This is a genomic window from Cryobacterium luteum, assembly GCF_900110125.1.
Classification (GTDB): Bacteria; Actinomycetota; Actinomycetes; order Actinomycetales; family Microbacteriaceae; genus Cryobacterium; species Cryobacterium luteum.
Genome location: NZ_FOCN01000014.1, coordinates 22377 through 35818, shown reverse-complemented (window position 1 = coordinate 35818; position 13442 = coordinate 22377). Strand labels below are relative to the sequence as shown.

General features: G+C 65.8%; 10 protein-coding genes and 1 pseudogene. 3 read left to right on the top strand and 8 right to left on the bottom strand.

Annotated elements, in window-relative coordinates:
- Positions 1 to 35 precede the first annotated feature (35 nt).
- The 8 genes and pseudogenes from BMW72_RS13320 to BMW72_RS13285 form a co-directional block, all read right to left on the bottom strand.
- Positions 36 to 734, bottom strand: a complete 699-nt coding sequence (locus BMW72_RS13320; protein ID WP_166787686.1) for a TetR/AcrR family transcriptional regulator — start codon at positions 732 to 734, stop codon at positions 36 to 38.
- Between the two features lie 88 nt (positions 735 to 822).
- Positions 823 to 1353, bottom strand: a complete 531-nt coding sequence (locus BMW72_RS13315; protein ID WP_092111349.1) for a flavin reductase family protein — start codon at positions 1351 to 1353, stop codon at positions 823 to 825.
- An 8-nt stretch (positions 1354 to 1361) separates the two neighbouring features.
- Positions 1362 to 2786 (bottom strand): NtaA/DmoA family FMN-dependent monooxygenase, encoded by a 1425-nt coding sequence (locus tag BMW72_RS13310; protein ID WP_092111347.1) that lies wholly within the window; start codon positions 2784 to 2786, stop codon positions 1362 to 1364.
- A gap of 187 nt (positions 2787 to 2973) precedes the next feature.
- Positions 2974 to 3216: pseudogene (locus BMW72_RS13305) on the bottom strand (TauD/TfdA dioxygenase family protein); the annotation flags it as partial.
- Between the two features lie 54 nt (positions 3217 to 3270).
- On the bottom strand, positions 3271 to 4152 hold the full coding sequence (locus BMW72_RS13300) for an ABC transporter permease (RefSeq protein ID WP_092111345.1): 882 nt from the start codon (positions 4150 to 4152) through the stop codon (positions 3271 to 3273).
- Entirely contained in the window at positions 4149 to 5036 is an 888-nt protein-coding gene (locus BMW72_RS13295) for an ABC transporter ATP-binding protein (protein ID WP_092111343.1), read from the bottom strand. The genes BMW72_RS13300 and BMW72_RS13295 overlap by 4 nt, the downstream gene beginning before the upstream one ends.
- A gap of 3 nt (positions 5037 to 5039) precedes the next feature.
- Positions 5040 to 6065, bottom strand: coding sequence for an ABC transporter substrate-binding protein (locus BMW72_RS13290; protein ID WP_092111341.1), 1026 nt, complete (start codon positions 6063 to 6065; stop codon positions 5040 to 5042).
- Between the two features lie 21 nt (positions 6066 to 6086).
- Positions 6087 to 7478 (bottom strand): LLM class flavin-dependent oxidoreductase, encoded by a 1392-nt coding sequence (locus BMW72_RS13285; protein WP_092111339.1) that lies wholly within the window; start codon positions 7476 to 7478, stop codon positions 6087 to 6089.
- 176 nt (positions 7479 to 7654) lie between these two features.
- On the opposite strand from BMW72_RS13285, the gene BMW72_RS13280 reads away from it, so the two are divergent.
- From BMW72_RS13280 to BMW72_RS13270, 3 genes are read left to right on the top strand one after another with little or no spacing between them, the layout of a single operon-like run.
- Entirely contained in the window at positions 7655 to 9190 is a 1536-nt protein-coding gene (locus tag BMW72_RS13280) for a DUF3375 family protein (protein ID WP_166787687.1), read from the top strand.
- Entirely contained in the window at positions 9183 to 9893 is a 711-nt protein-coding gene (locus BMW72_RS13275) for a DUF4194 domain-containing protein (RefSeq protein ID WP_092111336.1), read from the top strand. Before BMW72_RS13280 ends, BMW72_RS13275 begins: the two co-directional genes overlap by 8 nt.
- On the top strand, positions 9890 to 13300 hold the full coding sequence (locus BMW72_RS13270) for an ATP-binding protein (protein ID WP_092111334.1): 3411 nt from the start codon (positions 9890 to 9892) through the stop codon (positions 13298 to 13300). Before BMW72_RS13275 ends, BMW72_RS13270 begins: the two co-directional genes overlap by 4 nt.
- Positions 13301 to 13442: the final 142 nt, after the last annotated feature.

Sequence of the window (13442 nt, the reverse complement as noted above, 5' to 3'; positions counted from 1 at the left end):
ATTATCGTGCGGAGCCGGTGGGGGCGCATCGAGAGCTATCCCGGCGGGCGCGGTGCGAGGTATCCCCGAGTGATGAGGTCAATCTGGCTGGTCAGAGCGGCGAGAAAGGCGGGGAGAGGCGTTCCCGACAGGGCGGCCCGAGCGAGCTCGAGGTGCAGCACGTTGGACACGGCGCGGGCGGCGAACGTGGGGTCGTTCACGGTTGGAGGCGCGCTGGCTGCGAGCGGGGTTTGGGCAGGGGCATCCGCGAGGATGCCGGCGATCGCGCTCTGCAACTCAGCCACAAGAACGAGGGCCTCGGTGCGATAGCGCTCGCTCGGTTCTCCGAACAGAATCTCGCGTTGATAGGCGGCGGTGTTGGCGTCGCTGCGCCGCCCGGCCACGATCAGGGGGGTGAGCAGCGTCAGGATGCGCCGCGCCGGTTCGGTGGCGCCCGATTCATCAGCAGAAACGTTCACCAGACCGCGATCGAGGTTGCGGCGAAAATCGTCGTTGCAGACCATCAGGAGCAGCTCGGACTTGGTCGACGCGTAGCGAAACAGGGTGCCGTTGGCCACATCGGCCCGTTCGGCGATCTGCTGTGTCGTCACGGCGGCGAAGCCGTGTTCGGCGAACAGTTCGGCGGCGGCCGCAAAGATGCGGGCCTGTTTGGCTTCCTTGTTGCGTTCGCGGCGGCCCGTCGTGCCCGGCGTGCCTGCGCTGGGTGAGGCGTCTATATGTCGATCCGATCGCATCCGCTGCTCACCCGATTTCGCTGTCGATCTGGCGCCCGACTCGATAACGGAGTCAAGGCATTTCTGAGTGTACTCCGTTAACGAGGCGTCAGATGACGTCTTCCGGCTGCACCGCGACGGTGCCGAAGTGCCGGTTGTGGTAGAGCAGGGGCGGGTAGTTGTCGCTGAACCGACCCTGCTGAATGTCGAGCACCACGACCGCATTCAGGTCGATTGGCACGACCGTGCTCACCCGGGTGACCAGCACCCCGATGGCATCGCGCAGAATTGGCAGTCCGAGATCGTTGCTGTACCAGTGATCACCGGTGAACCGGTTGGCGGCCGGTCCGGCGAAGCGCTGGGCCAGTTCCGACGAGGACTCGGCCAGAAAATGAACGGCGAGCAGTGCGCCGTCGGTGACCGCCGGCCAGCTCGACGCCGACTTCACGATATTGAAAGTCGCTCTCGGGGGATAGGCCGAGAGCGACACGAGCGAGGTAGCGGTAAACCCCGCCGGAGCGCCGTCGGGACTGACAGCGGTGATGACGACGACGCCTCCCGGGTGGCTGCGAAACGCGCGAATGAATGACTGCTCAACGGTTTCGTTCGCGTCAGCGGGCATGAGGGTCTGGGTAACCATGGGCTTCCTTAGGCGATGAGGTGGTCGGAGGGCACGCGCCGGGCCGGAACGCTCGAGCCGAGATGGCCGCGGAGCGTCGTTGTCGTGTACGCCTCCCGCACGAGGCCGCGGCGGCGCAACTCTGGCACCACGAGACTCGCGAACAACTCGAACTGCTCGTGCAGAAAGGCGCTGAGCACGCTGAACCCGTCGACGGCTCCGGCGCGATACCAGCATTCGATGTAGTCGGCGATGTCGACGGCGTCGCCCACAATGATCGGCGAGCGAATGAGGTGGGCCACGAGCAAATGTCGGTAGGTCACCGGTCGAGTGCCCCCAACAGTGCGGCCGGAGCGCTCGGTCACAAGGTTGATCAGCCTGTCGCCGAGCCTATTGAAACGTGCAGCCGTGCTCGCGCTGACACTCTCGTCGAAGCTGCGCATCGTGAGCGGCAGACCGACGATGCGCAGCAGCGTCTGAACGTTGCGATTGGCCGGAAGGTCGAGTTTCTCGGCCGTGGCGCTGCCGTCGTGCACCTGGAAGAGCTCAACCAGACGGTCATAGACCGCGTGCGCGGCGGTGCGGGTGACCCCGATGATCGGCAGGATCGGCGCGATAATCGTGAGATCGGCTGCGCGTCGCCCGAAAGACACGGCCCGACGCTTCGTCGTGTCATAGAGGCGAACGGCTTCTGCCTGGTCGGCCGGTGCCACGAGGTAGATATCGGCGAACTCGGCGGCAAATTCCTGGGCTCGATGTGAGGTTCCCGAATGCATGATCGGCACGTGCCCCTGAACGGGCCGCTGCACATTGAGCGGGCCGGCGACCGCATAGGACTGCCCAATGTGGTTGAGGCTGGAAATAAGCTCACGGTTGATGAGTGATCCGCCCGACGCGTCCCGGGTGAAGGCATCGTCGTCCCAGGTGTCCCACAGGCCACGCAGCACCGCCACGAACTCCTTGGCCACATCGAAGCGGTCGAACTCCGGAGTGACTCCGGCCCGGCCGAAATTGGCCTCGCCGCGCGGATCGGTCGTCAGGGTGAGGTTCAGCGCAAACCTGCCCCCACTCAGGCGATCGATCGAGGCGGCCGCCCTGGCCACGGCGTAGGGCTCGGAGTGCACGGTACTGACGGTGCCGATAATGCCGATGTGGTGGGTGAAGGCCGCCAGAAACGCGGCGGTACTCATCGGGTCGACCCGCGACAGAAGGTGCGGATCGGAGAATTCAAGGTCCGTGTCGGTCGACAGCCAGTCGCCGAGAAAGATGTAGTCGAGGCCCGCCTTCTCGGCGGCTCGGCCGACGCGTTTGAGCGCCTTCGGATCGGCCGCCGGGTCGCGATGCGCGCCGGGATATCGCCAGCCGGAGGGGAAGGCACCCAGGGTGCGCACCATCGCTCCGAGAACGATAGTGCCATCGTGCTCAAACCGGAGGGGCAGGGTGTGATTCGTCATGACTGAAAGCTAGGCCGAGCGCCCGAATGCGGCCGGGTCGGGAGACTTACCGCGACGCTCACCGACGCACAGCGTAAAGGTGCCGAAAAAAGTGGCGCGCAGGGGGTGAATTACCCTACGCGCCACCGACCGGTCCTGAACGTCAGGCAGCGAGCGCCACGGTCTCCGAGTACTGTGACGAATCACCCTGCAGCAGTCGCAGAAAGTTGCGGGACTCCGTAGTGGAGAGCCCAACGATCTGCAGTCGCTGCGCGAAACCGCCGATGACCAGACCGCGTTCGCCGGTCAGCGGGTGCACGCGCACCACGGGGTGTGCCGACTCGTACTTCACCCGGGTGAACTCCGCACGGCGCACCTCGGTATTGTCGTGCTCGAGGTTCTTCGGCACCGAGTAGTCATAGTCGTTGGAGTGCACCGCCCAGAGGGTTTCGGTGATGACGGGCATGGGATCTCCTTACATTGGTAGTACCGGGGGCAGGTTGGTTCAGAGGGACTGGGCGCCGACGGCGGTGCGCCAGCGGGAGAAGTGCTGTTCAAGGCCGACCAGCAGAAAGTTCACCGTGAGGCCGAGCAGCGACACCGTGAGGATGCCGGCATACATGTCGGGAATGAGAAAGCTGCTCTGCGCATTCACGATCAGATACCCGAGCCCAGCCTTCGCTCCCACCATCTCGGCGGCGATCAGCACGAGAATGGAGGAGGTTCCGGCCATGCGAATGCCCGTAAAGATTGTGGGCACTGCCGAGGGGAGGATCACCTTCTGGAACAGCCGAAAGTTCGAAAGCCCGAGCGACCGCGCCGCGCGAATGAGCAGCGGGTCGACCGTGCGCACCCCGGCGATGGTGTTGAGAAGCACCGGGAAGAACGCTGCGAAGGCCACGATGCTGATCTTCGACAGTTCGCCAATGCCGAGCAGCAGAATGAACACCGGCAGCAGCGCGAGCGCGGCCGTGTTGCGAAACAGCTCGAGCAGCGGGGTGAGAAAACTGTCGAGAGCGCGGTACCAGGCCACGAGCAGGCCGAGCGAAATCGCCGACGCCACGGCCACAGTAAACCCGGTGATGGACCGGGTGAGGCTCGCAGCCAAGTGTTCCTGCAGCTGCCCGTTGGCGAGAAGGCTGGCCCCGGCGGCCAGTACCTCGTGCAGCGGCGGCATGAACACCCGGGTGGTCTCGTCGGCGAGGTAGATCGGCCCGAATTCCCACAACAGCAGGAAGAGCCCGATCGCCCCCGACTTCCACAGGGCACGCCGCGTAAACGTGAGCAGGGCCGCACTGGTCGGACGTACGTCGCCCGCGGGCAGCGGGCGTGTGCCCGCAGCATCCGTCACGTTGGTAGGGCGCTCGCGAACCAGTGTCGCGGTCATCGGGCTGCTACCTTCTGCTGGCTCTGCTCGTCGGGTGCCGTACCGTCGGGCAGGATCTTGTGGTGGCCGGCATCCTGGGCTGCGCGAGTTTCATCGTGCAGCAGCGACCAGATCTCATGGCGATGGGCGACGAAGGCCGGGCTCGATCGCACATCCTCGGTGGTGCTGCGCTCGCCGAGGTCGATGTCGACGATCTGTTTGAGCCGACCGGGGCGTGCGCTGAGCACCGCGACCCGCTGGCCCAGGTACACGGCCTCTTCGATGCCGTGCGTGATGAAGACGATTGTCTTGCCGGTGGCCTTCCAGATGCGCAGCAGCTCGCCCTGCAGCTGCTCCCGGGTCTGGGCGTCGAGCGCGGCGAAAGGTTCATCCATGAGCAGGATGTCGGGTTCGTAGGCGAGGCTGCGGGCAATGGCGACGCGCTGCTTCATGCCGCCGGAGAGCTCGTGCGGGTAGCGGTCTTCGAAACCGGTGAGTCCCACGAGGTCGAGGTACTCGCTTGCCTTGTCGACGCGTTGCCGCTTCGAGAGCCGAGGTACGCCCGGCCGATGCCCCTCGAGCCCGAAAGTCACGTTGGCCGCTGCGGTGCGCCAGGGGAACAGAGCGTACTGCTGGAACACGACGGCACGGTCGCGGCCAGAGCCGGTGATCGGGGCGCCGTCGACGAACACGCTGCCGGACGACGGTCGGGACAGGCCGGCGAGAATGTCGAGAAGGGTGGTCTTGCCGGAGCCGCTCGGTCCCACCAGCGTGAGGAACTCCCCTGCGGAAACGTCGAGGCTGACATTGTCGAGGGCGGTAAGCACGGCGCCCTGCGGCTGGTCCTTCGACGGGCGGATGCGAAACTCCTTGCTCACACCCCGCAGGCTGATTTTGGGACTCATGGTCTACTCCTGTCCAGCATCGAGCAGACCGTTTAACTCGTTGGTGTAATAGTCGCTCGGGGTGAGCCTGGTGGTGACGGCACCCGATTCCTTGAGCCAGCCGGCCCACCGGGTGAAGTCTTGGTTGGTGATTTCGCCGCCGGTGCGGGCGATCCCTACGCTCTTCCAATACTTGAGTGTCGATGTGTTCTCGTTGCGGCCGCGTTCGTCGATGATCTTCGTGAAGGTGGCGATCACCTCGTCGACGGGAGTTTTGCGTTGCCACTCGATCGCCTGGGCGATGCCGGTGACGAGCTTCTTCGAGGTAGCGGGGTTCGCGTCGATGAAATCGTTGCGCAGCACGTACTGGCCGGCGTCGAAGGCACCGCCCACCACTCCGATGTCGGTGAACAGCGCACGCACGCCGCCGACGGCGAGTGCGTTGTCCTGCAAGACCCCGCCGAGGGTTCCGACGTCGAGCTGACCTCGGCGCACGGCCAGTTCGGTGTCGTTGGGCGGGACGACGACGAGTTCCACCCGGGCGATCTCGTTCGGGCTGAGGCCGCTGGCCTGCAGGTAGGTCCTGATCACGGCTTCGTGGTGGGCTCCGAGCGTGTTCACGCCGATTTTCTTGCCGATCAGGTCGCGTGCCGTGTGGATCGGGCTGTCCTCGAGCACGTAGTAGCCGGTAAAGGTCTTCTCGTCTTCGCCGTAATAGTTGATGACCGCCGTGACCAGGGCGCCGGCTTCGATCAGGTTCACGACGGCGCCGGAGAAGGCACCGCCGATGTCGGTCTCGTCGGTGGCGACCGACTGGATGCTCTGCGGCCCGCTCGTGGTGTTGCTCACCCAGTCGAGATCGAGGTCGCCGAGGTAGCCGAGTTCCCCGGCCAACTCGATCAGGCTCACGGTGTTGGGCGCGCCCTGGTAGCGGATGGTGGTGATCTCGGTGTCGGCGGCGGCGGAGCCGGAGCATCCGCTGGTGAAAAGCGGCGCAGCCAGGGCGACGAGGATGGCGGTGCCGAGGGTGGTGAGGGGTTTTCGATTCATGATCAGTCCTTTTCTGGCGGGTCAGGCGGATGCGCCGAGCAGCGAGCGCTCGACGGCGAAGCGGCTCTGCGGGCGGGGGAGTCCATAGTGTTCACGCAGGGTGCTGCCGGCGTACTCGGTGCGGAACAGGCCGCGCGCACGCAGAATCGGTAGGACCTGTTCGACGAAGGTTTGCAACCCGGACGGCAGCACGGCGGGCATGATGTTGAAGCCGTCGGCCGCTTTCGATTCAAACCAGGTCTGGATCGTGTCGGCGATCTGCGTTGCCGTTCCGACGGCCACGAGGTGTCCGCGGCCGCCGCCGAGCCGGCCGATTAGCTGGCGCACGGTGAGGTGTTCCCGGCGCGCCAGTTCAACGACGAGGGTGTAGCGACTCTTCGCCCCCTCGATGGCGTCTTCGTGGGGCAGATCAGCCGGCAGCTGCTCATCGAGCGGGAGCGACGCGGGCGAACGACCGAGCAGGCTCGCCAGCCGCTGGCGGGCGAATTCCGGCTGGATCAGATCTTCAAGCTGCTGCTCGAGCAGGCGAGCCTCCGCTTCGGTGGCTGCAATGATCGGCACGATGCCGGGCAGAATCTTGATGCTCTCCGGGTCGCGGCCGAGGTCTCTCGTGCGCTGTTTGAGGTCGGCGTAGAACGCCTGCGCATCTTGGAGCGTTTGGTGGGCGACGAACACGGCTTCGGCATGCTCGGCGGCGAAATTCTTACCGTCTTCCGAGGAACCCGCCTGCACGATGAGCGGATGGCCCTGCGGCGACCGTGGCACGGTGAGCGCGCCCTGCACCTGGAAATGTTCACCCTCGTGGTTGATGGCGTGCACCCTGTCGTGGTCGGCCCAAACGCCCGAAGCCTTGTCGACGACGGTGGCGTCGTCGTCCCAGCTGTCCCAAAGTTTCTGCGCCACGTCGAGAAACTCCGACGCCCGCTCGTACCGGCTGAAATGGGCGAGTTGGCCGGGCTGCGAGAAGTTCTTCGCCGCCTCGTCACCGGCTGTGGTCACCACGTTCCATCCGGCTCTGCCACCGCTCACATGGTCGATCGAGGCGAACCGGCGGGCCAGATTGTACGGGTCGTTGTACGTGGTGCTCGCCGTGGCGATCAGGCCGATGTGCTCGGTGACTGCGGCGATCGCGGTCAGCAGCACGGTGGGTTCGAGCGTGGCGGAGGGACGGCGCCCCACGTCGCCCCCCAACACCGGGGAGTCGGCGAAGAAGATCGAATCGAACCGGCCAGCTTCGGCGATTCGTGCGAGACGTTGAAAGTGCGCGACGTCAGTGCCGGCCAGGCCGTTGCTTTCCGGCAGCCGCCAGGATGCCTCGTGGTGGCCTGTGCTCATGAGGAACGCGTTTAGATGCAGTTGACGAGTGGCGTGCTGGCGGGTCGGGTTCTGGTTGGCCTCTGCTGGAGTAGTCATGGCGAAACTCTGCCGCAGGCGTCTCGCTCGGGTCGCCCGCTCGCCGCTTTCTTGTTCACCCAAAGAAATTCTGCGACACAAAGTTGCACATTGGCGGCCCGACGTATTTGGGTTGGCCACCGTACGGGGGCACCCGGCCAGTCGGTTAAAGTGGAGAGCTGGAGAGGAACCAGCTATTGAGTGATATTGCGGGCGAATTGGCGCGGGTGCGCGAAGCCTTCGACAAACCCACCCTGCGCCTGCTCGACCGCAAATGGGCGCCGTTCGTGCTCGCGGTGTTCAAGAGTTCGTTCAGCCGTGATCGCCGCAGCGTTCCCTGCGAGTTGCTGCACACCCAGGTGGATGCCTACCTCGCCGACCTCCGCAGCACCGGCATCGACGCCCCCGAGAAAACCGGCCGGGCCCTCTGCGTGCAGTGGATGAACGACCTCTGGCTGTACCGCGAGCTCCGCGACGGCGATGAGGGAAGTGACGAGCACTACTCACTCACCAGCCACGCCCTCGAAGCCCTGCTGCTGGTCGACGGTCTCGCCGGCGATCGGGCGCTGATCAGCGAATCCCGCCTCGCCACGATCGTCGACACGGTGCGGCACCGCGCCACCGAGGCCAACCCCGATCGCGAGGAGCGGGTGCGCCGCCTCGACCAGCAGATCGATGAACTGACCAGCGAACGTGACCGCCTCGCCGACGGAGGCTTGATTGCGGCCGCCTCGAACGAACAGATGCACGAGGGCTACGCCAACCTCATCGACCTCATCGCGCAGCTGCCGAGCGACTTCAAACGCGTCGAAGAGTCGGTCGCGGCCATGCACCGACAAATCATCAACGACTTTCGCGGTGAGCAACGCCCGATCAGCGAGGTCCTCGACGACTACCTCGCCAAAACGGATGCCCTCATGTCGTCGACCGCTGAGGGTCGCGCCTTCGAGGGCGCGTTCACGCTGCTGCGCAACGACACCCTCATACAGGGGCTCAAAGCCGACCTCGAGACGATTTTGCTGCACCCGTTCGCCCTCGAACTGAGCCTGAACGAGCGCCGCAGCTTCATGAGTACCGTGACCCTGCTGCGCAAGGGCATCGACGACGTGCTGACCCAGCGCAAGGGGCTCACCACCACCCTGCGCGAGCACATCGTCAACCATGACGTGGTGAAAGACCGCGAGCTCGAACACGTGCTGCGCGATATCAACCGCGAACTGGCCACCTGGATGCTGACCGCCGGCCCGCGCTCCACGGTCACCGCCGAACTCATGCCCGGCCGACTCGAGGTCGAGCATCTGCGTGAGCGCTTCTACGACCCGGTCGCTCACCGGGGTCCGCCGGCGCTGGTCGATGTGTCCTCTGCTGCACCGGCCGGGCCGAGCCTCGGCGACCTGCGTCAGCAGGGCGGGCCGCTGCTCGAAGAACTGCGCGACGCGCTGGTGGCGGCGTTCGCGGCGGGATCCGGGGCGGCTTCCGGGGCGGGGGAGGCCGCATCCGTTGGCAGCGCGTTCAACGCGCTCGACGCCAGCCTGCGCCGGCCGGTCGAGATTCTCGGCCTGCTGCAACTGGCCGCCCAGCTGGGCGTGCCCGCCGTTCAGCCCGGCCTTGAGAGCTTCGAAACGGTGCGACCGGATGGCTCGGTGCGGGTTTTCGACCTGCCGCGCCGCACCCTGACCAACGACGACATGGCGGCCCTGGCCGCCCAGAATTTGGGTTCCGAGCATGAATGACGACCTGACCGGCAATATGACTGACGACATGACCGACGGCGATGTGGTCGAGTACACCGGTATCGACAGCGAACCGGCGAGCCTGTCCCTGTTCGAGGGAGACGAGGGCGGGCTCAGCGCGGAGCAACGCCGCACCCTCGTGCTGCTGCTGAAGCACCGCTACATCTCGGCGGCCCTGCAGCCGGCCGAATGGCAGACCCTGCTCAAGTCGCAGAGCCTGCTCAAATCGCGCCTCAACGACGTCTTTCTCGACCTGCACGTCGACCGGCACTACGAGGTCGCGTTCAAGCGACAAGCCATCGCTGAGGGCGGCGAACGGTTTCCCACACTGTTGCACGACGTGGCCTACACCCGCGAAGAGACCATTCTGCTCGTGCTGCTGCGACAGCGTTTTCGCAGCGAACGAGCCAACGGCCAGGAGATCGTGCTGGTCGACCGCGACAACCTGGTCGAGAACGTCGCGCACTTTCGCCCCGAGTACGCCACTGACCTTTCCGGAGACGCCCGCAAGGCAGCGGCCGCGGTCGACAGCCTGGCCAAGGCGCGGGTGCTGCTGAAAACCAGTGATCCGGACCGGTTTCGCATCTCGGCGGTGATTGAGGTGCTCTTGTCGGTGGAACGCCTCGGTGAGCTGCTCGACTGGCTGCGCGAAGAAAACAGCGCTGAAAACCGCGAAGAAACCCTTTTGGAGCCCCTGGTATGAACGATTCCCCGCTGTTCTACATCGACGGCGCTACCGAGGGCACCACCCAGTGGCGGGCCGAATCGATGCAGTTGGTCAACTGGGGCGGTTTTCACGGCCACCATGAGATCGACTTTGCCCGGCAGGCCACCCTCGTCTCCGGTGCGTCCGGCACGGGCAAGAGCAGCCTGCTCGACGCCTATCTCGCTCTCATGATGCCCTCCGACACTCCGTTCAACGGGGCCTCCAACGATGCCGGCTCGGGGCGCGCCCGAAGCGTCGACCAGCGCAACCTGATGACCTACCTGCGCGGAAAGACCGACACCAACCGGGAAGCCGGCACGGGTGAACTGACCGACCAGGTGCTGCGGGGTGCGCACGAAGCCACCTGGGGAGCCGTCGCTCTCACCTTTATTGATGACAACGAACGCCGATTCACCGTGCTGCGGGCCTACTTCGTGCCGCGCGGCACCCACAAATTCGCCGACGTCACCATGAAAATGGCCACGACCGACGGGAGCCTGGACCTGCGCGACCTCGCCTCCTGCGCCGAGAGTCGGTTCGATAAACGTGCACTCAAGTCCCGGTTCGACGGCCTCGACGTGTTCGACACCTACGCGGCCTTCGCCCAGACCCTGTACACCCGGCTCGGCATCGGCGCGAACGGCGAGGGCGGTAAGGCCCTGCGCCTGCTCGCCCGCATCCAGGCCGGCCAGCAGGTCAAAACGGTCGACGGCCTGTACAAGTCGATGGTGCTCGAAGAGCCCGCGACCTTCGCCGCCGCCGACAAGGCGGTCGACCACTTCGAAGATCTCGAACGTTCCTACGGCGCCATGGTCACCGAGGCGCAGAAGGCCCAGGTGCTCGAACGCCTGCCCCAGCTCCACCAGTCCTACGAGGCCGCGACCGCCCAGGCCGACCTGGTCGACACGTTCGGGGTGCACCGGCCAGGGAACACCCCCTTCGTGCTCTGGCAGCTGATGGCCGAGCACACCCTGCTGGAGAACGCCGCCGACACCAACCGGGCCGCCCGCCGTGAGAACGAGACCGCCAGGGCCAAGGCCCGCGACACCGAAACGGCGCTGAAGACCCGGGTCGCCCAGCTGCAACAGCAGCAGCGCGATAATGGCGGCGACGTGCTCGAACGGCTGCAGGCCGAACTCGTGCAGCTGGGCGAGCAGCACGACCAGGTGGCTCGTGAGCGCACTGCTTTCGATGCCCGGGTGCGTTCGCTGGCGGCGTCGATCGATTCCGCGCCGATCGATTCCGCCGCGGCGTTTGCAGCCGCCCAGCAGGGCGCTGACCTGTTTGCTACCGGGTTCACGGCCGCCGAGACGGCACTGGAAGCGACTCGCTCGGCGCTGCAACGTGAGTTATACCCGGTGGAGGAGGGCATCCGCTCACTCAAGCAGGAACGGGTGTTTCTGACCGGGCGGGAGAGCCTGGTGCCGTTCGCCCTGCACAACGCCCGGCTGATGATCGCCGAGGCCGCGGCAATTCCGCCCGAGGAACTGCCGTTCCTGGCCGAATTGATCGACCTCGCCGCCGGCGAGGAGCAGTGGCGGCAGGCCGCAGAGGTGACCCTGGCGTCGGTCGTACGGGTGCTGCTCGTCGATGAAACCCGGCTCGCGCAGCTGAGCGCGGCGATCGATCCGCTGCAGCTGCCGCTGCGCATCCACTTCGAGGGCGTGGCGCTGCAGCCGCACCAGCACCGCGCCGGAGACTCCCGCTACGTGTCGGGCAAGCTCGACGTGAAAAACTCGCCGTTCAGCAGCTGGGTGCAGGCGCGCCTCAGGTCATCGAACCTCGACGCCCTGTGTGTGCCCGGCCCGTCCGACCTGGGGGGCCCGGCTGAATCCGGTTGGTCCGGCGCACGGGTGACCCCGAGCGGGCAGACCCGCAACGGTTCCCGCGGCGCGCACGGTGCGAACGCGGGCCAGAAATCGATCATTGGGTTTTCCAGCCGCGCCCGACTCGACGACATTGCGGCGGAGTTGAGTGCGCAGGCGCTGGTGGCCGACGCTGCCGCGGGGCGGGCATCCGCTATTGCCGAGCAACTCGGTGAGCTGCGGGGGCGTCAAGCCGCTCACCAGCACATTCTCGACACCGACTGGTCATCAATCGACGTTGCAGCCGCCGCGGCACGCATTCTCGCGAAGCAGTCCGAACAAGAGCGGATGCTGGCCGGCAGCGACATCCTGCGAGCCCTCAGTGACGAAGAGGGCCGGCTCCTGCTGGAACTCGACGCCGCCCAGAAGCTCAAGCACCTGACCGAGCAGACCGGCGCGGCGCTGGGTGACGAGCAGGGCGCCCTTGTCGACGCGCAGGACACGGTGACCGACCGGCTCGAGCAGATTGAACGGGGTGCGACTCTGACCCTGTCCGAGGAGCATTCCGCACACCTCAGCGAGCAGTTCGCACTCGTCACCGACCAGAACGATCTCGCCGGCTTTCCCGGCGGCCTGAAGCGCCTGCGTGAAAGACTCATCGCCCAATCGGCGCAGGATCGGGGCCTCGCCGCACGCGACCGAGCCACCATGATCGGCATCTTCGAGAGCTACCAGGCCCGCTGGCCCGACCCGAACATCGGCGTCGCGCTTGAATCGGTCACGAGCTATACCGACATCCTCGATGCCATCCGCACCCTCGGCTTGTCGGAGCGGCGTCAGGAATGGAAACGTCATCTGGAAACGTGGAGCGGGCAGGACCTCGTGCCGCTCACCGGCGCGTTCAACACGGCGATCGAGGAGATCGAAGACCGCCTGCGGCCAATCAATGAAATCCTCGCAACACTTCCGTTCGGTGCGACCCGCGACCGCTTGCAAATTTCGCTGCGCCGCCTGCACCGCGATGACGCGACCGCGTTTCGCAAGGAGCTCAAGGCGCTCTCCTCGGGGTCGACGGAACAGCTCACCGACGATGAAACGGAAGACCGGTTCACCCGGCTGCAGCAGTTCATGATTCTGATCCGTCGACCCGACGGCCTGACCGGCTCCAGTACCGCGCAGCGCGAGCTGCTGCTCGACGTGCGCGCTCACGTGGAGATCACCGCGGTGCGGGTGACGCCGGAGGGCGTGGAAGTCAGCACCTACTCCTCGCTCGGCGGCAAGAGCGGTGGCGAGTCGCAGGAACTCGTGGCGTTCGTCGTCGGTGCAGCCCTGCGCTTTCAGCTCGGCGATGAAAGCCGCACCCGGCCGCGCTTCGCCCCAGTGTTCCTCGACGAGGGCTTCGTGAAATCCGACGCCGAGTTCGCCGGCCGGGCCGTCGCCGCGTGGAAGGGGCTCGGCTTTCAGCTCATCGTCGGCGCGCCCCTCGACAAGGTCACCGCGCTCGAGCCACACATGCAGCTCGTGCTGTCGATCACCAAGAACACCGCCAGCGGCTACTCCTACATCACGCCGTTGGCGTCGCCGCAAGCCGCGGCTTAGCGGTACTTAGCAGGAGTAGATGGTCGCGACATCCGCACCTGGCGGGGACGCCGCCTCCGCTTAGCGCAGGCTGTCCTACATAGCGATGGCAGACCCCCGTCTCTAGCATCGATGTAGAGACGCACGTTTGATCTGAAGAACC

Excerpts from the sequence above, each read along its gene's own strand:
- BMW72_RS13320 (WP_166787686.1), bottom strand. The coding sequence starts at position 734 with ATGCGATCGGATCGACATATAGACGCCTCACCCAGCGCAGGCACGCCG.
- BMW72_RS13315 (WP_092111349.1), bottom strand. The coding sequence starts at position 1,353 with ATGGTTACCCAGACCCTCATGCCCGCTGACGCGAACGAAACCGTTGAG.
- BMW72_RS13310 (WP_092111347.1), bottom strand. The coding sequence starts at position 2,786 with ATGACGAATCACACCCTGCCCCTCCGGTTTGAGCACGATGGCACTATC.
- BMW72_RS13300 (WP_092111345.1), bottom strand. The coding sequence starts at position 4,152 with ATGACCGCGACACTGGTTCGCGAGCGCCCTACCAACGTGACGGATGCT.
- BMW72_RS13295 (WP_092111343.1), bottom strand. The coding sequence starts at position 5,036 with ATGAGTCCCAAAATCAGCCTGCGGGGTGTGAGCAAGGAGTTTCGCATC.
- BMW72_RS13290 (WP_092111341.1), bottom strand. The coding sequence starts at position 6,065 with ATGAATCGAAAACCCCTCACCACCCTCGGCACCGCCATCCTCGTCGCC.
- BMW72_RS13285 (WP_092111339.1), bottom strand. The coding sequence starts at position 7,478 with ATGACTACTCCAGCAGAGGCCAACCAGAACCCGACCCGCCAGCACGCC.
- BMW72_RS13275 (WP_092111336.1), top strand. The coding sequence starts at position 9,183 with ATGAATGACGACCTGACCGGCAATATGACTGACGACATGACCGACGGC.
- BMW72_RS13270 (WP_092111334.1), top strand. The coding sequence starts at position 9,890 with ATGAACGATTCCCCGCTGTTCTACATCGACGGCGCTACCGAGGGCACC.